This is a genomic window from Acinetobacter sp. FY731 (genome assembly GCF_059515905.1).
In genome coordinates this window covers 1-19323 of sequence record NZ_JCAKNB010000012.1, presented here as the reverse complement: position 1 = coordinate 19323, position 19323 = coordinate 1, and the positions used below count along the sequence as shown (strand labels likewise).

The 19323-nt window shown below is 38.1% G+C and carries 19 protein-coding genes; 12 read left to right on the top strand and 7 right to left on the bottom strand.

Going from position 1 to position 19323, the window contains the following annotated elements:
* Positions 1-48: 48 nt before the first annotated feature.
* A complete protein-coding gene (trhA, locus tag AC5YC8_RS12445) occupies positions 49-690 on the bottom strand; it encodes a PAQR family membrane homeostasis protein TrhA (RefSeq protein WP_496164739.1) in 642 nt (213 codons plus the stop codon).
* A 104-nt stretch (positions 691-794) separates the two neighbouring features.
* On the opposite strand from trhA, the gene AC5YC8_RS12440 reads away from it, so the two are divergent.
* Together AC5YC8_RS12440 and AC5YC8_RS12435 are read left to right on the top strand one after the other, a co-directional pair.
* Entirely contained in the window at positions 795-2012 is a 1218-nt protein-coding gene (locus AC5YC8_RS12440; protein WP_496164738.1) for a class I SAM-dependent methyltransferase, read from the top strand.
* Positions 2013-2021: 9 nt separating this feature from the next.
* Positions 2022-2453 (top strand): GNAT family N-acetyltransferase, encoded by a 432-nt coding sequence (locus AC5YC8_RS12435; RefSeq protein ID WP_496164737.1) that lies wholly within the window; start codon positions 2022-2024, stop codon positions 2451-2453.
* Positions 2454-2513: 60 nt separating this feature from the next.
* On the opposite strand, the gene AC5YC8_RS12430 is transcribed toward AC5YC8_RS12435, so the two are convergent.
* The 3 genes from AC5YC8_RS12430 to AC5YC8_RS12420 all read right to left on the bottom strand — a co-directional run bounded on the left by AC5YC8_RS12430 (position 2514) and on the right by AC5YC8_RS12420 (position 5391).
* Entirely contained in the window at positions 2514-2828 is a 315-nt protein-coding gene (locus AC5YC8_RS12430) for a hypothetical protein (protein WP_496164736.1), read from the bottom strand.
* Between the two features lie 302 nt (positions 2829-3130).
* Complete coding sequence (locus AC5YC8_RS12425; protein WP_496119828.1) at positions 3131-4174, bottom strand: AraC family transcriptional regulator; 1044 nt, start codon at positions 4172-4174, stop codon at positions 3131-3133.
* Between the two features lie 449 nt (positions 4175-4623).
* Positions 4624-5391: a hydroxymethylpyrimidine/phosphomethylpyrimidine kinase gene (locus tag AC5YC8_RS12420; protein WP_496164735.1), complete on the bottom strand. Its 768-nt coding sequence runs from the start codon at positions 5389-5391 to the stop codon at positions 4624-4626.
* 113 nt (positions 5392-5504) lie between these two features.
* Here AC5YC8_RS12420 and AC5YC8_RS12415 point away from each other — a divergent pair, with 113 nt between their 5' ends.
* On the top strand, positions 5505-6161 hold the full coding sequence (locus AC5YC8_RS12415; protein ID WP_496164734.1) for an HAD-IA family hydrolase: 657 nt from the start codon (positions 5505-5507) through the stop codon (positions 6159-6161).
* Positions 6162-6177: 16 nt separating this feature from the next.
* Here the strand turns inward: AC5YC8_RS12415 and AC5YC8_RS12410 are convergent, their stop codons facing one another.
* Positions 6178-6642: an Lrp/AsnC ligand binding domain-containing protein gene (locus AC5YC8_RS12410; protein ID WP_496119823.1), complete on the bottom strand. Its 465-nt coding sequence runs from the start codon at positions 6640-6642 to the stop codon at positions 6178-6180.
* Between the two features lie 139 nt (positions 6643-6781).
* Between AC5YC8_RS12410 and AC5YC8_RS12405 the strand changes: the two genes are divergently transcribed.
* From AC5YC8_RS12405 to AC5YC8_RS12390, 4 genes are all read left to right on the top strand, one after another.
* Positions 6782-8038, top strand: a complete 1257-nt coding sequence (locus tag AC5YC8_RS12405; protein ID WP_496164733.1) for a D-amino acid dehydrogenase — start codon at positions 6782-6784, stop codon at positions 8036-8038.
* Between the two features lie 37 nt (positions 8039-8075).
* Positions 8076-9188: an alanine racemase gene (alr, locus tag AC5YC8_RS12400; RefSeq protein WP_496164732.1), complete on the top strand. Its 1113-nt coding sequence runs from the start codon at positions 8076-8078 to the stop codon at positions 9186-9188.
* 12 nt (positions 9189-9200) lie between these two features.
* Positions 9201-9560, top strand: a complete 360-nt coding sequence (locus AC5YC8_RS12395; RefSeq protein WP_496119818.1) for a RidA family protein — start codon at positions 9201-9203, stop codon at positions 9558-9560.
* 158 nt (positions 9561-9718) lie between these two features.
* A complete protein-coding gene (locus tag AC5YC8_RS12390; protein WP_496164731.1) occupies positions 9719-11140 on the top strand; it encodes an amino acid permease in 1422 nt (473 codons plus the stop codon).
* An 81-nt stretch (positions 11141-11221) separates the two neighbouring features.
* Here the strand turns inward: AC5YC8_RS12390 and hemJ are convergent, their stop codons facing one another.
* Positions 11222-11674, bottom strand: a complete 453-nt coding sequence (gene hemJ / locus AC5YC8_RS12385; protein ID WP_496164730.1) for a protoporphyrinogen oxidase HemJ — start codon at positions 11672-11674, stop codon at positions 11222-11224.
* Positions 11675-11693: 19 nt separating this feature from the next.
* A complete protein-coding gene (locus tag AC5YC8_RS12380) occupies positions 11694-12923 on the bottom strand; it encodes a beta-ketoacyl synthase N-terminal-like domain-containing protein (RefSeq protein WP_496119814.1) in 1230 nt (409 codons plus the stop codon).
* Between the two features lie 278 nt (positions 12924-13201).
* On the opposite strand from AC5YC8_RS12380, the gene AC5YC8_RS12375 reads away from it, so the two are divergent.
* The 5 genes from AC5YC8_RS12375 (at position 13202) to tuf (ending at position 19318) form a co-directional block, all read left to right on the top strand.
* Positions 13202-14584 (top strand): EcsC family protein, encoded by a 1383-nt coding sequence (locus tag AC5YC8_RS12375; RefSeq protein WP_496164729.1) that lies wholly within the window; start codon positions 13202-13204, stop codon positions 14582-14584.
* 158 nt (positions 14585-14742) lie between these two features.
* Positions 14743-15117, top strand: coding sequence for a 30S ribosomal protein S12 (rpsL, locus tag AC5YC8_RS12370; RefSeq protein ID WP_495348580.1), 375 nt, complete (start codon positions 14743-14745; stop codon positions 15115-15117).
* Between the two features lie 178 nt (positions 15118-15295).
* Entirely contained in the window at positions 15296-15766 is a 471-nt protein-coding gene (gene rpsG, locus AC5YC8_RS12365; RefSeq protein ID WP_005179845.1) for a 30S ribosomal protein S7, read from the top strand.
* Between the two features lie 130 nt (positions 15767-15896).
* Positions 15897-18035, top strand: a complete 2139-nt coding sequence (gene fusA, locus AC5YC8_RS12360) for an elongation factor G (RefSeq protein ID WP_496119809.1) — start codon at positions 15897-15899, stop codon at positions 18033-18035.
* A 92-nt stretch (positions 18036-18127) separates the two neighbouring features.
* Positions 18128-19318 carry an elongation factor Tu gene (gene tuf / locus AC5YC8_RS12355; RefSeq protein WP_496118052.1) on the top strand — a complete coding sequence of 397 codons (1191 nt, stop codon included), beginning with the start codon at positions 18128-18130 and terminating at the stop codon, positions 19316-19318.
* Positions 19319-19323: the final 5 nt, after the last annotated feature.

The following is a 19323-nucleotide window of genomic DNA, read 5'->3' as shown; positions in this document are numbered from 1 at the left end:
CTTCTCAATTCGACTCGCTCAGGGTCACTGAAATGAAGAATGAGATGATTAAATCACGTAAAGATAGATAGACAGAAATTGTGATCCTGCGCCTATCAATACAAAAATATGCCAGATAGCGTGTGTGTATCTTACTCTTTTTAATGCATAAAACAATGCACCAATCGTATAAGATAATCCACCAATGATTAAAAAAGTGAGTGCATCTTTAGAGAGATACTTCTGCATATCATCTATGACCAGTACGGCAAGCCAACCCATGATTAAATATGCAATGAGTGAAATTTTCTGGAAACGATGAATGAAAACTAACTTGAATAGTGTTCCAATAAGTGCAATTACCCAAAGTGCGACTAATAAATATTTGGCTTTATCTGTGGGTATCGCAATCGCAAGATAGGGTGTATATGTTCCCGCGATTAAATAATAAATTGCGGTATGGTCTAATTTTTTATACCAAAAACGTTTCTCTGGTGTTTTTGCCAGATGGTAAAGCGTTGATCCTGTAAAAAGTAAGATCATGCTAAATCCATAAACCCACAGACCCATCCATTGACCAGTACTTAAATAACTACCTTTGTAGATCATAAGAGCTGCAGCAATACAGGCAAGTACGGCACCAATTCCATGGCTCCAGACATTAATTCTTTCTTCGGAACTATCGTAATCTTGAACAAGTGGCGCATTCATAAGCTTATGCCATATTTATAAATATACAATTGTATAGTAATTGAATTTTCATTTTTGTGTAAGAACATTTACACTTAAATCGCAATTTACTTTAGGTTTTACTCATGTCTCACTTGGCAAATCTCTCAATTCAAGAACAACAGTTTTTAGAAGCTTTACAACAAGCTCTTGAAATACAAAGTTTTGATCGACTTATTTTTAGCCAGTATAAAGGTGAGCTAGAAAATTTAGAAAAAATAAACTTAAGAGTTATTTTACTGCAAAATGAACAAATTTTAAGTTGTTTATATAAATATAAGACTCAAGATATCACTAAGAACTTTCCAATTGCACAAACAATGGATGTTGCCATGGAACTTTTGAGTGTATGTAAGCAAGCCAATTTAATGACAACAGAACAAGAACTTCAACTCAAAAAAAATAAGAAAAAAGTGATGTTAAGTGTAAGTAAAAATAAACCTTCGATTAAGGCAAATGAACAACAAGGTCATGATCGAACCAAGCATCGATTTGTTGAACAAAGCAGTCCGTTTTTAAAAGGCTTAGGCATTACAGATACAAACGCACAAGTTATTCCAAGCATGGCAAGAAAATGGAAACAAATTAATAAATTTGTAGAAATTTTTTCAGGTGCTTTAGATCAAATTAAAACAGATGATCATGCTTTGCATGTTGTAGATTTTGGTTCGGGCAAAGGTTATTTAACATTTGCATTATACGATTATATGGCGAAGCATCTTCAAACTCCGTATGTAACAGGAGTAGAACTGAATGAGAAAATGGTTCAGTTTTGCCAAAACTTAGCGATAGATGCTCAGTTTAATCAACTCGATTTTTTCCAAGGTGATGTACGTACATACGCACCAGAGCGTTTAGATGTGATGATTGCGCTTCATGCATGCGATGTTGCAACAGATTTTGCGATTCACACAGGTATTCGTTTAAATGCTCAAATGATTATGTGTGCGCCATGTTGTCATAAAGAATTAAGACCTCAGCTCAAAGCACCTCAGGTTTTACAACCGATGTTGCAGTTTGGTATTCATGCAGGGCAACAAGCAGAAATGTTAACCGATACCATTCGTGCATTAATTTTGAAAGCATACGGTTATGAAACTAAAGTATTTGAGTTTGTTGCTTTAGAACATACGAGTAAAAATAAAATGATTCTAGCGACAAAGCGTAAAGACTATGTTGAGCCTGATCAAAGTGTTTTACATCAAATCCAAGCTTTGAAAGACATGTATGGTATTAAAAAACATTCATTAGAACTTTTAATGAATGATCAATGGGATCAGCAAAATATTGGGTGTAAGTGCTAAGGTGAAAGGATGAGCCAATATAAGATAGTTTTAGGCACTTGGCAGGAATTAAAACAGTATGCAGAAGTGATTCGCCGTGCTGTTTTTATAGAAGAGCAAAATATTGCAGAAGCTGATGAGTGGGATGATCAAGATCTTATCAGTCTTCATTTTATTGTTTATGATCAAGAGAGAGCAATTGCGACAGCACGTTTATTGCAAAATGATAGCATTGGGCGTGTGGCGGTTTTAAACTCGCATAGAGGTTTGGGTATTGGTAAATTACTTATGCTTGAAATAATACAAACGGCTAAAAATCAAGGTCGCCATCACGTTCAATTGTCCGCACAAAAACATGCTATTCCTTTTTATAATAGTCTTGGTTTTCAGCAAAAAGGTGAGTTTTATTTAGATTGTGGAATTCCACATATAGATATGGATTTATCTTTATTTGAAGTCTAAATTGATATAAAAAAAGCGAGATAATAAATCTCGCTTTTTCACATTAAAAAATAACGAATATTAATGACCATGCGCACTTGAAGCATCGGACATTTGAGCATGTTCTTCAGCAGACATGTTATGCATATCGCTAGCCATTCCTTCACGTTCAGCTTTATCTGCTTGAGCTTTCTCTAAAGATTCTTGAGACATTGCAGGTGCATTTTTAAAAGCATGTTGTTGTGTATTTTCTTTAGCTTTTTGACTTGGCATATAGTCAGGTTCGTTGGTCACAGCCAAGTAGAAAAATCCTAGAAAAAGGATGCCACCAATCGTGAATAAAATAAGTGCTTTCCAGCCCCAAGGAGATTTTTCTGGAGAAGTTTGATCTGACATAATCAATACCAATTGAAATGAAAAAAAGTATGAATTGATTAATCTTATATCATAAAAGCACCAATATAGGGCTGAATATTTGTGTTCACGTCCAAGCTTGTTATTGAAACTAGAGATTAAAAACTATGTATTTGGCTTCAGTTTTTAGCCAAATCACTTTTGCATTATTTTTATTGTATTGATGATATACATTTAATATATCCGTATTTTTTTAAACCTCAATCATGAGGATTGGTTGGAAGTATAGAGCTTTACGCAAAAAAAAAAGCCCATGTTGAACATGAGCTTTTTTAGATTAAAAATTAATGATAACCGTGAAGCTGGCGGTATAGACCTGGTGTGACACCTGTCCACTTTTTAAATGCACGGTGGAATGTACTTGTTTCACTAAAACCAACTTGTTGAGCAACATCTTCAAGCGTTAATGTTGGGTTTAAGAGTAAATGAATTGCCGCATCTCGACGTAAAGCATCTTTTACACCTTGATAGCTTTTCCCTTCAGCAGCTAAACGACGTCGTAATGTTTGTGGAGATAAGTACAACATCGAAGCCACATCATTAAGCGTTGGCATTTCTTCACCAATTTGGCTCTTTAATACATCACGAATACGTGAAGTTAATGAGTTGGTGTTTTTAAATTTCACAAGAAGTTGAGCAGGAGCGGCCTTTAAGAACTCCTCAAGCGTTTCTTCTGTTTGACGAATAGGTAGATCTAAATAATCTGCTGCGAAGGTAATTTCTGTTCGCGGTGTATCAAATTGCATTACAGGTGCAAAGAATAGCGCATCGTATTCATCTGCATGATTAGGGCGCTCATAACCGAAGTGTACACGTTCTAGTGGAATACGACGGTCAATTAACCAAGATGCAAGACCATGCCAAATCATCAGCATACTTTCAGTCATGAAATGATCTGGATCACTTTCTTGAGGAATGAGAGGAACTAAACGTGCTTCGTGTTTATCACGTTCAAGATTCACGCACCAATCATCGCCGAAGAGCTTGTAGAATTGTGTTGAAAGTTCTAAAGCATCACCAAGCGTTTTTGCATGAATAATCAGCTGACACATAATGGCAAATGAGCCTAAGCGACGTGGCTGTATTGCTGTAAAGCCAATGTGCTCATCTTGAGTCACCATCCACAACATTTTTACAAAGCGTGTGTATTGTTCAGGGGAAATACGTGCTTTAGGCTGGCGTAATAATTCTGCTTCAATGCCAACGTGAGACAGCAAAGTTTCTACATCCATGCCTAAGCGTTTTACCCCAGTCAGGGCAGCATTCACAAAGTGGATACTAATTGTGTCTCTGCTAGCGTTAAATACTTCAGACTCTTTTGCGTTCACGGATATTTGACCTAAATGACATTAAAAAAATATATTTGGCAATTTACAAGATTGTTTTTGCCAATTTCATACATGGTAAATTGCCGAAACTATCAAGGTAAATGGCTGAACATGACATTGTTTTTGTCGTTTTATCTTATATGTAAAATATAAGAAATGGCAAAATTAGAGTAAAAACTCGAATTTTATTTTATTTAAGATACTGAATAATATAATTATATGTTTATTTTTATTCGCAGTTCTTACTAGTGTAATTTTGTAAATTGAATATATTGTGTTTGTGCATATTGAATCAATTTTATCAGTCGTGTTTTTAACAATAATGTCAGTGCGAGGTTAATTTGTACGTTGAGGTGGATCTTTTTTAATTTTTAGATAATTTTTCTATTTGCCGAATTGACAATAAAAAAGCCTATTAGAAATAGGCTTTTTTATTAAGGTATGGAAAATTAAAAACGTTTTGGAATTTTTTGACCGTTAAGAACAGGTGTATCTGCATTTTTTAGTACACCAAACAACCATGTTTCTGCATGATGTACTGCATCTTTTAATGTATCACCCATCGCCAAGCGTCCTGCTATAAAGCTTGCAAGTGAGCAGCCTGAACCATGGTATTCACCTTCTAAACGCGGGCATTTAGTTTCGGAAATGAGTTCACCTTGAATATATAAAGCATTACGAATGTAGTCAGGAGTATCTTCATGACCGCCTTTGACTAAAACAGCGTGAGCACCCATTTCAAATAGTTTTGCTGTTGCTTGTTCTAAATCTTCTATACCTGTTAAAGCACGAAGTTCAACTGTATTTGGCGTTAAAATAGTCGCTAAAGGAATAAGCTGTGCAAATGCTTTAACCAATGTTGCTTGATCACCCAAAGAGCCACCGCTATTTGCAACTAAAACAGGGTCTAAAACATATTGGTAATCTGCATGGATTGTTAAGAATTCAGCAAGTGCGGCAATATTGTCTGTTGTACCTAACATGCCAGATTTAACACAATGAATAGGTAAGTCACCTACAACTGCATTTGCTTGAGAAAGTAGTAACTCTTTTGATGTTGCTTCAAAACCAAAAACTTGTTGTGAGTTTTGAATGGTTAATGCTGTACAAGCAATAGCAGCATGAGCACCACTTTGACCAATAGCTTCAATATCTGCTTGTAAGCCAGCACCGCCAGATGGGTCTAATCCAGAAAAACAAAGTACTGTTGGGCGCACAGGCTCATCCTTTAATTATTCAATTTGCGTTAGTATAGGTAAAATTGATTCAACACTCGATAGCCTTTTTTATCGAATGTGTGAAACCGTAAAACTAGGAAAGAGTTTACTCCGTGATTAATACTGTACTCATAGATTTAGATGGAACTTTGACAGACCCAAAAGTGGGAATTACCACTTCGGCACGTTATGGCTTAAATAAAATTGGGCATCCTATTGCAGATGATGTGAATATCGATTGGATTATTGGACCGCCATTAAAGGCATCTTTGGCAAAAATATTAAATGTATCGGTAAATGATGATTTAGCCGAGCAAGCATTATTGGGTTATCGTGAACGTTTTTCTGTAACGGGTTTGTTTGAAAATTTAGTATATCCAACAGTTGCGGAAACACTTAAGGTTCTAAATGAACGTGGATATACCTTATATGTTGCAACAGCAAAGCCAACGATATACGCCAAACAAATTTTAGAACACTTTAATTTGGCTCAATATTTTAAAGTCATTTACGGTAGTGAGCTTACAGGTGAGCGTACCAATAAAGCAGAATTGATTGCCTATATTCTTGAACAAGAAGCATTGTTGGCAGAAAACTGTTTGATGATTGGTGATCGTGAATATGACATTTTAGGTGCGCGTAAAAATAGTATTGAAGCAATAGCAGTTGAATATGGCTATGGTTCGGATGATGAAATCACGCGTGCTGAACCTAAAGCACGTATTCAAGTATTCTCTAGCTTGCTTGAATATCTACCTACAATTAAATAAGTAGCACTCAAAAGCATTAGCTCATATCAATAAATAAGCTCTCTTTTACTTCCTCCATCACGATATAACTATGTGATGAGGCAGAGGATGGGAGCTTTTTTAATAGGTCACCCAACAAACGTCTATATGCACTCATTTCTTTTAAGCGAGCTTTTACGAGGTAATCAAATTCACCTGAAATTAAATGACATTCTAAAACTTCTGGAATTTCGACTAAATCACGTGCTACTTGATCAAATACATCACCAGACTTTGCTGAAAGTTTAATTTCTAAGAAGACCAATAAATTACGATCAATGAGTTGAGGATTCACACGTGCATGATATCCCATAATAATACCTTCACGTTCTAGGCGTTTTACACGTTCTGAACATGGTGTTGTTGATAGGTTTACTCGAGATGCCAATTCGCTGATTGCAATTCGTCCATCTTTTTGCAAAATATTTAAAATCTGTCTATCCGTTCTATCTAATGGTCGCATGAATAATTTCCTTTTATTCTCAAAAAATCAGGACAAAAATATTAAATTACCTAGATGAATGGTTCTAATTTAGTGAATTTAACTATCTAACCAAAAATATACTAGTTAAATCAACTGAAATATATTCGAGGGATTCGAAATGCGCGTTATTGTTTTGGGTAGTGGAGTAATTGGTGTGACCAGTGCGTACTATCTTGCGCAGCAAGGAGCAGAAGTTACTGTGTTGGATCGTCAAACTGGTCCTGCGGAAGAAACTAGCTTTGGTAATGCAGGGCAAATTTCTCCGGGATATTCGACGCCGTGGGCTGCACCTGGAATTCCTTTTAAAGCAGTAAAGTGGATGTTTCAACACCATGCACCACTTGCCATTAATATTGATGGAAGCATGTGGCAATTGCAATGGATGGCGCAAATGCTAAAAAACTGTAATGCAGATCGTTATGCAATTAATAAAGAACGAATGGTTCGTGTTGCAGAATATAGCCGTGATTGTTTAAAAAAATTGCGTGAAGATATTGGTATTTCTTACGAAAACCGTTCTAAAGGCACATTACAAGTTTTCCGTAATGAAGCTCAGTTAGAAGCAGTTCAACGTGATATTGAAGTATTAAAAGAAACTGGTGTTGCTTTTGAGTTGTTGGATAACGAAGGTTTAGCGCGTGTTGAACCAGCACTTGCAAATGCAAAAGATAAGTTGGTTGGTGGTTTACACTTACCAAATGATGAAACAGGCGATTGCTATATTTTTACAAATTCTTTGGCAGATCATGCTAAAGCGATAGGTGTGAAGTTCCAATTCAATTCAAACGTTGAAAAACTCATTGTTGAAGGTGATGAGATTAAAGGCGTATTGGTGAATGGTGAAGTGCTCACTGCCGATAAATACGTACTTGCTTTTGGTAGTTATTCACGTGATTTTTTAAAGCCACTCGATCTAGATTTGCCTGTGTATCCTGTTAAAGGTTATTCATTAACAGTACCAATTATCGACTCTGCTTTTGCACCACAATCGACAGTATTAGATGAAACTTACAAAATTGCGATTACACGTTTTGATGAGCGTATTCGTGTTGGTGGCATGGCAGAACTGAGTGGTTTTAATTTGGGCTTAAATGAAGATCGTCGTGGAACTTTAGAAATGGTAACACGAGATTTATTCCCAGGTGGAGATTTGGAAAACGCCAGTTTTTGGACAGGTTTACGCCCAATGACACCAGACAGTACGCCAATTATAGGGGCTACACGCTTTAAAAATTTATTCCTTAATACAGGTCATGGCACATTAGGTTGGACTATGGCATGTGGTTCAGGGAAATTGATGAGTGATTTGGTGTTAAATAAAACGCCTGAAATTAGTACTGAAGGCTTATCGTTGCAACGTTATGCCGTAGCGTAACAGTTTATTTGTTATTTGGTCGCTCAAGGAAGAGAAAATGCCACGTCCAATTACAGCAATCATTCATCATGATGCGTTGCAACATAATTTAGATATTGCACGCAAAAGTATGCCTCATAGCAAAGTATTTGCTGTTGTTAAGGCAAATGCTTATGGGCATGGTATTGAGCGTGTTTATCAGGCATTTCAAGCAGCAGATGGTTTTGCCTTTATTGATTTAGATGAGGGCAAACGATTACGTATTTTAGGCTGTACACGCCAATTGCTTTTGCTTGAAGGTGTTTTTGCTTTTGATGATTTGTATTTTTGTCAGAAATATCAAATGAGCTTCGCAGTTCACAGTGAACATCAAATTGAATGGCTTGAGCAATTTTCACAGCTTAACCTTGAAGCTAAATTTGACATTTTCTTAAAAATGAACAGTGGGATGAATCGTTTAGGATTTACTCCTGAGCAATACCCTCAAGTTTGGCAAAGACTTTCAACCCTGAATGTTGTCCAATCTATTACGCACATGACGCACTTTTCAGATGCTGATGGTGAGCGTTTTGGACAAGATGGTGTGAAATATCAACAAGACATTTTTGAATCTATTACCCAAAGGCTTGAAGGTAAAACATCAATGAGTAATAGCGCTGCTATATTAAGACATTCAAATCATCTTCGGTCGGATTATGTTCGTAGCGGTATTATGCTTTATGGAAGTTCTCCCGATTACCCAACACATCATATTCAAGATTGGAATCTTAAACCGACCATGAGTTTAAGAAGCGAAATTATTGCCATGCAAAATATAAAAGCAGGCGATAGCGTGGGCTATGGTTCAAATTTCATTGCTGAACACGACATGAAAATTGGTGTTGTTGCCTGTGGTTATGCCGATGGTTATCAGCGTATATCGGCAACAGGAACTCCCGTATTGGTAGATTCTATTCGAACAACAACAATTGGGCGGGTTAGCATGGATATGCTTGTTGTTGATCTTACTCATATAAAACAAGCAAAAATTGGAAGTGAGGTTGTGCTTTGGGGATATTCTTCTCAAGGCATTATTTTATCAATTGATGAAGTTGCAATAACTTCAGGAACAGTTGGATACGAGTTGATGTGTGCTGTGACAGCACGTGTGAACTTTGTGCAATCACAATAAAAGGAAAGAAAAATGTCTCAATTAGATATTCAAAGATTTAACACAAACGAAGTCATGAGCTCAGTTGTGGTATTTAACAAAGTTGTTTACTTGTCTGGGCAGGTACCTAAAAACACAGATAACGATGTTGCAGGTCAAACTACAGAAATTTTAAATACAATTGACCAGTTATTGGCACTAGCGAATACCGATAAAACACGTCTTTTATCCGCACAATTATTTGTCAAAAATTTAAGTGATTTTCAAACGGTAAACTCAATTTGGGTTGATTGGTTGAAAGGACACGAGACACCTTCACGTGCCACTATTCAAGCCGATTTGGTCAATCCAAACTGGTTAATTGAAATTGCAGTGACAGCAGCACAACATTAATAGGTAATTAAAAAAACGATTTAAAGTAATTGTTTAGACGTTTCATTGTGAGTTTATTCATGATTAAGCGTGAAAAATAACATAAATGTTTGGTTTTAGGATTTAAATCAAAGTATGTTATCTAGCTTTGAAAAAGACGGTTAAATGGATGTTTTATTATGAAAACAACAGGTCTTGATGATGCAAAGTCATCATCCAATGAATTACAACGCAAACTATCCAATCGACATTTACAATTAATTGCGATTGGTGGTGCGATTGGAACAGGGTTGTTTATGGGATCGGGGAAAACCATTTCTCTAGCAGGCCCATCAATTCTGTTTATTTACATGATTATTGGTTTCATGTTCTTCTTTTTAATGCGTGCTTTAGGTGAAATTCTACTTTCAAATTTACACTATAAGTCTTTTATTGATATGGCAACCGATTTAATAGGACCCAGTGCCGGTTATTATATTGGTTGGTCATATTGGTTAGGTTGGGTGTTGGTTGGTATTGCCGATTTAGCTGCAATTATTAATTATTTAAGCTTTTGGTTACCGCCTGATATGGTATTTACCCCAATGGGACAAGCCTTAATTAGTGCTGCATGCGTAATCTTTATTCTTGGTATTAACCTTGTAACCGTTAAGTTGTTTGGTGAAATTGAGTTTTGGTTTGCTTTAATTAAAATTTTAGCCATTATTGGTTTAATTGTAATTGGTGGATACATGGTATTCACTGGCTTCCAAGCACCAACAGGTTCAGTTGCAAGCTTTAGTAATATTTGGTCACATGGCGGAATGTTCCCTAAAGGTGCAATGGGCTTTTTAGCAGGTTTCCAAATAGCAATGTTCGCCTTTGTTGGTGTTGAATTGCTTGGAACAATGGCTGCAGAAACTAAAGATCCTGAGAAAAATCTACCTAAAGCGGTAAATGCAATTCCAACTCGGATCATTCTTTTTTATGTACTTTCATTACTTATGATTATGGCGGTTACACCGTGGGTTGAAATTCCTGCAGACCAAAGTCCATTTGTAAGTTTGTTCTTGCATGCAGGTATTCCAGTTTCAGCAATTATTATGAATTTGGTTGTACTTTCATCTGTAATGTCATCTATGAATAGTGGTGTATTCTCCACAAGTCGTATGTTGTTTGGTTTAGCGCGTGGAGGGCAGGCTCCTCAAAAGCTTGCAGAGCTTTCTAGACGTGCAGTGCCTGCAAAAGGTTTATATTTCTCATGTTCATTTATTATGATTGGCGCAGCTTTTCAATATTTTGTACCTAATACAATGGAAGCCTTCACACTAGCAAGTTCGCTATGTGTCATTTTATTTATTAGTATTTGGGGTTTAATTATGGTGTGTTACATCCGCTACCGTAAATTGAAACCTGAGCTACATGAAAAATCTAAATTCAAAATGCCAGGCGGTGTGGCAATGTCATACGTTGTATTGGCATTCTTGCTCTTTGCTTTGGTTATTCTTAGTCTAGAGCCTGATACCTTAAAGGCATTAATTATTAGTCCATTGTGGTTGGTTATCCTTGCGGTTACGTATCGTATTTTTTATAAGCCTCGTATTGAAAAAATGAAGTTCTAATATTTTGAATAAGTAAAGTATGAAATGTAAAAAAGCCTCCAGTTTTGGAGGCTTTTTTATAATATTGAATATCTACAAACTTTAGAAACTTGGTTTAACAACAACTAAAATAACAACCGCAACTAAAATTAGCGTTGGCATTTCATTGAAGTAACGCCAAAACTTATGTGATTTATAATGCGCATTGTTAATCAGTTTTTTACGGTAATAACCACATACTAAATGGTAAATCACCAATAACCCTACTAAACCAACTTTAAGATAAAACCACATTGCTTCATGGTAATGTCTGGTTGCATCACCCCAATCCACTAAAAAGTGAGCTGTAATGAGTGTTGCAATCATGGCAGGCCACATAATGCCACGGTATAACTTGCGCTCCATGACTTCAAAGCGTTGATGGCTTGTTACATCATCGCTCATAGCATGGTAAACAAATAAGCGTGGTAGATAGAATAAAGCTGCAAACCAACATACCACGGCAATTATATGTAATGCTTTTACCCATAAGAAAGCATCTGAAGGAGCATCCATTGAATATCCTTTTTAGGGATTATTCATCCCACTTCTTGAAAATTAGGCAAGCATTTACGCCGCCAAAGCCAAAACTGTTACTCATTACAGTATTCAATTTTGCTTCACGTTTTTCAAGTACGATGTCATAACCTTTTGTACCCTCATCAAGTTCAGTTACATTGATGTTTGGTGCAATAAAGTCATTTTGCATCATAAGAATAGAATAGATTGCTTCTTGAACGCCTGCCGCACCAAGACTATGACCTGTCATAGATTTAGTTGAGCTTAGTGGAGGAACATTACCTTCACCAAAAGCACGGCCCATTGCATTTAACTCTGTAATATCACCGGCAGGAGTAGATGTACCGTGTGTATTTACATAGTCAATTTTATCGACGCCGTGTTGTTTAGCTTCTTCTAAAGCCATAAGGATACAACGCGTTGCACCTTCACCGCTTGGTGCAACCATGTCTGCACCATCAGAGTTTGCAGCGTAACCAACAACTTCAGCAAGAATGTTTGCACCACGAGCTTGAGCATGTTCTAAAGATTCAAGAACAACAAAACCGCCGCCACCAGCAATAACGAAACCATCACGGTCAGCAGAGTAAGGACGAGATGCAGTTTCAGGGGTATCATTATATTTAGAACAAAGTGCGCCCATTGCATCAAATAATAAGCTTTGTGACCAATGATCTTCTTCACCGCCACCTGCAAGCATTAAATCTTGTTTGCCTAATTGAATTAGGTTGTATGCATAACCAATTGCATCCGCAGAAGTTGCACAAGCACTTGTAATTGTATGAGCAACACCTTGCAGTTTAAATGCAACGCCAACGTTTGCTGTAATTGTGTTGGTCATGTTACGTGGAACAAAGAATGGACCAACTTTACGAGCACCTTTAGTTTCTAAAAGTTCATTCATTTCTACAACAGAAGCAGTTGAACCACCACCTGAACCACCTGCAATACCATAACGTGGATTGCCACCAAGTTGTTCAGCAGTTAAGCCTGCATTTTCTACTGCAGCAACTGCAGCATTGTAAGCGTACATTGCACAAACGCCCATAAAACGCTTTAAACGACGGTCAATTCCATCGAAATCTTGAGCAGCAGCTGCACTGATATGACTTTTAAAGTTTAGTTCTTGGTAGACTGGATTAAGACGTGTTCCTGAAATCCCATTTTGTAAAGAGTGGTTCACTTCTTCTAATGTATTACCAATACATGAGTTAATGCCCATGCCAGTGATTACAACACGTTTCATCTACAGATCCTTTATATAGTGATAATACTGAGGTGTGGGTTTCTAAAACGTCCGTCTGCGTTAAAACTAGAAGCACTTCTCAATATACTTTCAATGTGATCATAATAGCAGAAAGAATTTTGAATTCTTATGGCAAATATTATGCCTATTATTGAGTTGTATAATGAATGTGGTTGGGTGTCTGTATTTAAGTCAAAGATACATAATAACATTGAGATAAATGTAGACTAAGCCTAGTATTTACTTAATAAACCGAATAATTGGGAGAGTGGGGAATAATGAAAGATTCTAATAATAAACGATCAAGGGGATTCCTCACTAATGCTTTTGGAGTGGCTAAAAAGCTCAGTGAGGTTGGCTTGGACGTTATTCAACAAGCAACAGCAAATGATATTTCCAAACAAAACTTGGAGATTGATAAAGCCAGTGTTGTTGAAGGAACTGCACGATCTAAAAGTATGTTTGATACAAATATATATGAAAACCCACAACAATTATTGCGTACACATGTTCCGCAAGTATCTCGACAATTATTAGGGCGACATTATGGAACAATAGATCGTGTTGCAAATTTGGTGTCTCCACATTTCTCAGATAAAGTTTCAGACTATCTTTTTGACCAACTCAATACATTTACCAACAATATAAGCTCAGTAGATGCTGTATTAGATGAGGCTGGTGTTCAAAATTTAGAGGAGCTTACTCGAGACATCAGCCGATCTCAGCGTATTAGTCAGGCTTTGGTTGAACAAAATAAATGGGTTGCTTCTGTACAAGGTGCTTTAACAGGTGCAACAGGTGTTATTGGTTCTACAATTGATGTTCCTGTTTCTATTGTGATGTCTTTACGAACGATTTATCAGGTTGGTCGCTCATATGGTTTTGAATTAAATAAAGAAACGGATCAAGATATTGTTCAGTATATCTTTAGGCAAATTGATTTAGGGCTAATTGCAGAAAAACAAGCCATTCTCATGGGTATAAAAGCAATTGCAACTACACTAGAAACACATGATGTGTATCAATTGCAGAAACTTGTTGGTTCTAGTAATGATATTGAAGCTCTGAAACGATGGCTGACCAATGAAGATGGTGATGCTAAATGGCAATGGTTGAATAATATTCCTAAATTTTCAATGCTGACAAAACTAGCTCCTGTTGCAAGTGCATCTGTTGGGGCTATATATAGTCGTAAGCTTGTTGAGGAAGTGAATATAAAAGCACAGGTGATCTTTGCTCAAGCACGCGCTTTTTTAATTGATCAAAAAGACTTAGCACTGTCCCCGTTGGAAGCTTATGAAAAATCATTGGCGTTGGTCGCTCAAGTTAAACCGAAACTTGTAGAGCACATTAAATCTCATGTAGATGTAAATGATCACACACATGCTGATTTAAATAAAACTGATAAAACGATAGAGCCGATTGTTAAACAGACATCTGTGGAAGAGCAAGTTGTAAAAAAGACTGTGCGAAAAAAGCCAGTCACGCAGAAAGAAGAAATGGTAATAACGCGAAATAAAAGGGCAGTAAAACCTAAACAACCTCCAAAAGACAGGGTTGCAACTGAAACAAGTTCAAAGGTTGAGGGGGAAGTTGTGAAAACAACATCCGCTGGGTCTGAAAATAAGGTTACAAAAAAATCAATAAATCAGCAGAAATAATATCTGCTTAAATAACAAGTTAAAATTCACGCTAATGTAGAAATAGTCGATATTTGGTATGTAGTCGAATATTGACCATTTCATTCACATGACATACAATTGCATGCCCTCAAAAAGTGGTATTTTTTGGGGCTTTTAATTAACGGGAGAATTGCCAAATGGCAACAACAAATCAGTTGATCCGTAAGGGTCGTGCAACTTTGATTGAAAAATCAAAAGTTCCTGCGTTGAAGGCTTGTCCACAACGTCGTGGTGTTTGTACACGTGTTTACACAACTACACCTAAAAAACCTAACTCAGCAATGCGTAAAGTTTGCCGTGTTCGCTTAACTTCTGGCTTTGAAGTATCAAGCTACATCGGTGGTGAAGGCCATAACTTACAAGAGCACAGTGTTGTTCTTATCCGTGGTGGTCGTGTTAAAGATTTACCAGGTGTACGTTACCATACAGTTCGTGGTTCATTAGACTGCGCTGGTGTGAAAGATCGTAACCAGTCACGTTCTAAATACGGTACTAAACGTCCTAAGAAATAATTCGTTAAGAATTAGCTTCTAAGACCGTAACACCGCAATCCTTTATCGTCTCGCTTGTCTGATTTCTGCATTAATTTTGTGAAATTCAAGCGACGTGTAGTAAGGCCAGCGAATTGTACATGACACTTTGTACTCATGCTGGATAAACCTGAAGTGTCATATTTATAGGTAGTTTAAAATGCCAAGACGTCGCGTAGTCGCTGCTCGAGAAATCCTTCCGGATCCTAAATTCAGCAGCCAAACAATCGCTAAATTCATGAACCACGTAATGCAAGATGGTAAAAAATCTATTGCTGAAAGTATCGTTTACGGTGCTTTAGACCGCGTTCAAGAAAAAAATAAAGTAGACCCAGTTGAATTTTTTGAAGCTACGCTTGAAAAAGTTCGTCCTATGGTTGAAGTAAAAGCACGCCGTGTTGGTGGTGCTACATACCAAGTTCCTATGGAAGTACGCCCATCCCGTCGTACAGCTTTAGCGATGCGTTGGTTAGTAGATGCTGCTGCTAAGCGTTCTGAAAAAACTATGGCTTTACGTCTTGCTGGTGAGTTGCTTGATGCAGCTGAAGGTAAAGGCGCAGCGGTTAAAAAACGTGAAGACGTGCATCGTATGGCTGAAGCCAACAAAGCGTTCTCTCACTACCGCTTCTAAGCAACTAAAACAGGCCTTATTCAGGAGGGTGGCATATTGGTTGTCACCAATTTGTCATCAAAGCGCTTTAAGTTGCTAGCAACTTAAAGCGTCCTGTTTTAAACAACAAAATTTAGGAATGCAAGAAATCATGGCTCGTCAAACCCCAATTTCTCGTTACCGTAACATTGGTATTTCTGCTCACATCGATGCTGGTAAAACCACAACTTCAGAACGTATTTTGTTCTACACAGGTGTATCTCACAAACTAGGTGAAGTACATGATGGTGCAGCAACTATGGACTGGATGGAACAAGAGCAAGAACGTGGTATTACAATCACTTCAGCTGCTACAACTTGTTTCTGGTCAGGCATGGGCAAACAATTTCCAGAACACCGTATCAACGTAATTGATACACCGGGACACGTTGACTTCACAATCGAAGTTGAGCGTTCTATGCGTGTTCTTGACGGTGCATGTATGGTTTACTGTGCTGTAGGTGGTGTTCAACCTCAGTCTGAAACTGTATGGCGTCAAGCTAACAAATACCAAGTGCCTCGTTTAGCATTCGTGAACAAGATGGACCGTACAGGTGCAAACTTCTTCCGTGTTGTTGAACAAATGAAAACTCGTTTAGGTGCACATCCTGTACCTGTAGTTATTCCTGTTGGCGCTGAAGATAACTTCCAAGGTGTTGTTGACCTTATCGAAATGAAAGCAATCATTTGGGATGAAGCATCTCAAGGTATGCAATTCGAATATGGCGACATTCCTGCTGACCTAGTTGATACTGCTAACGAATGGCGTACTAACATGGTTGAAGCTGCGGCTGAAGCATCTGAAGATTTGATGGATGAATACCTAAACAATGGCGATTTGACAAAAGAACAAATCGTTGCTGGTCTTCGTGCTCAAACTTTGGCTTGTGAAATTCAACCAATGCTTTGTGGTTCTGCGTTCAAAAACAAAGGTGTTCAACGTATGTTGGATGCTGTGATTGAATTCTTACCATCACCTACAGAAGTTAAAGCGATTGAAGGTGTACTTGACGATAAAGCTGAAACTAAAGCGACTCGTGAAGCATCTGACGAAGCTCCGTTCTCTGCACTTGCATTCAAAATCATGAATGACAAATTCGTAGGTAACTTAACTTTCGTACGTGTTTATTCTGGTGTTCTTAAACAAGGCGATCCAGTATACAACCCAGTTAAAGCTAAACGTGAACGTATTGGCCGTATCGTGCAAATGCACGCAAACGATCGTCAAGACGTTGAAGAAATTCGCGCTGGTGATATCGCTGCATGTGTAGGTCTTAAAGACGTTACAACTGGTGATACACTTTGTGATGAGAAAAACATCATTACTCTAGAGCGTATGGAATTCCCTGAGCCAGTAATTTCTTTAGCTGTAGAGCCTAAGACAAAAGCTGACCAAGAGAAAATGTCTATCGCTTTAGGTCGTTTGGCTAAAGAAGATCCATCGTTCCGTGTACGCACTGACGAAGAATCTGGTCAAACAATCATCGCAGGTATGGGTGAGCTTCACCTTGACATCCTTGTTGACCGTATGAAGCGTGAATTTAACGTTGAAGCGAACATTGGTAAACCAATGGTTGCTTACCGCGAAACGATTAAAAAATCTGTTGAGCAAGAAGGTAAATTCGTACGTCAAACTGGTGGTAAAGGTAAATTCGGTCACGTATATGTTCGTTTAGAACCTATGGATGTTGACGAGTCAGGTAAAGAATACGAATTCGTTGAAGAAGTTGTAGGTGGTGTTGTACCTAAAGAATTCTTCGGCGCAGTTGATAAAGGTATTCAAGAGCGTATGAAGAATGGCGTATTGGCTGGCTACCCTGTAGTTGGCATTAAAGCGACATTATTCGACGGTTCTTACCATGATGTCGATTCTGATGAATTATCGTTCAAAATGGCGGGTTCTTATGCCTTCCGTGATGGTTTCATGAAAGCGGATCCTATCCTTCTTGAACCAATCATGAAAGTTGAAGTAGAAACTCCAGAAGACTACATGGGCGATATCATGGGTGACTTAAACCGTCGTCGTGGTATGGTTCAAGGTATGGACGATTTACCTGGTGGTACTAAAGCAATCCGTGCTGAAGTTCCATTGGCAGAGATGTTTGGTTACGCGACTCAAATGCGTTCTATGTCTCAAGGTCGTGCGACTTACTCTATGGAATTTGCTAAATATGCTGAAACTCCACGTAACGTGGCTGAAGGCATCATTTCTAAATTCCAGTCTGGCGGTAAAAAAGGTGACGACGAGTAATCTTTCGATTACTATAAGCCCAAACTAATTTATAGTTAAAACCAAATGCTCATGGGTTATCCCCCCATGAGTTGTTTAAAAAGGAAGATCTCATGGCTAAGGCTAAGTTCGAACGTAATAAGCCACACGTTAACGTGGGCACAATTGGTCACGTTGACCATGGTAAAACTACTTTAACAGCTGCAATTGCAACTGTATGTGCTAAGAAATTTGGTGGCGAAGCGAAAGACTACGCTGCAATTGACTCTGCACCTGAAGAAAAAGCACGTGGTATTACAATTAATACTTCACACGTAGAATACGATTCTCCAATTCGTCACTACGCTCACGTAGACTGCCCGGGCCACGCCGATTATGTTAAAAACATGATTACTGGTGCTGCTCAAATGGATGGCGCGATCCTTGTATGTGCTGCGACTGATGGTCCAATGCCACAAACTCGTGAACACATCCTTCTTTCTCGCCAAGTAGGTGTTCCATACATCGTTGTATTCTTAAACAAATGCGACCTTGTTGATGACGAAGAATTACTTGAATTAGTAGAAATGGAAGTTCGTGAACTTCTTTCTACTTATGACTTCCCAGGTGATGACACTCCAGTTATCCGTGGTTCTGCTCTTGCTGCGCTTAATGGTGAAGCTGGTCAGTTCGGTGAAGATGCAGTTGTTGCTCTTGTTGAAGCTCTTGATACTTATATCCCAGAGCCAGAGCGTGCTATCGATCTTCCATTCCTTATGCCAATCGAAGACGTATTCTCTATCTCAGGTCGTGGTACAGTAGTAACTGGCCGTGTTGAGACTGGTATCGTACGTGTTGGTGAAGAAGTTGAAATCGTTGGTATTAAAGATACAGTTAAAACAACTGTAACTGGCGTAGAAATGTTCCGTAAACTTCTTGATGAAGGTCGTGCGGGCGAGAACTGTGGTGTTCTTCTACGTGGTACTAAGCGTGAAGACGTTCAACGTGGTCAAGTACTTGCTAAACCAGGTGCAATCAAGCCGCATACTAAATTCGACGCAGAAGTATATGTACTTTCTAAAGAAGAAGGTGGTCGTCATACTCCATTCCTTAACGGTTACCGTCCACAGTTCTACTTCCGTACAACTGACGTAACTGGCGCTATCGCTCTTCAAGACGGCGTAGAAATGGTTATGCCTGGTGACAACGTAGAAATGTCAGTAGAATTAATCCACCCAATCGCAATGGACCCAGGTCTACGTTTTGCGATCCGTGAAGGTGGTCGTACAGTTGGTGCTGGTGTAGTTGCTAAAGTAACTGCATAATCGCT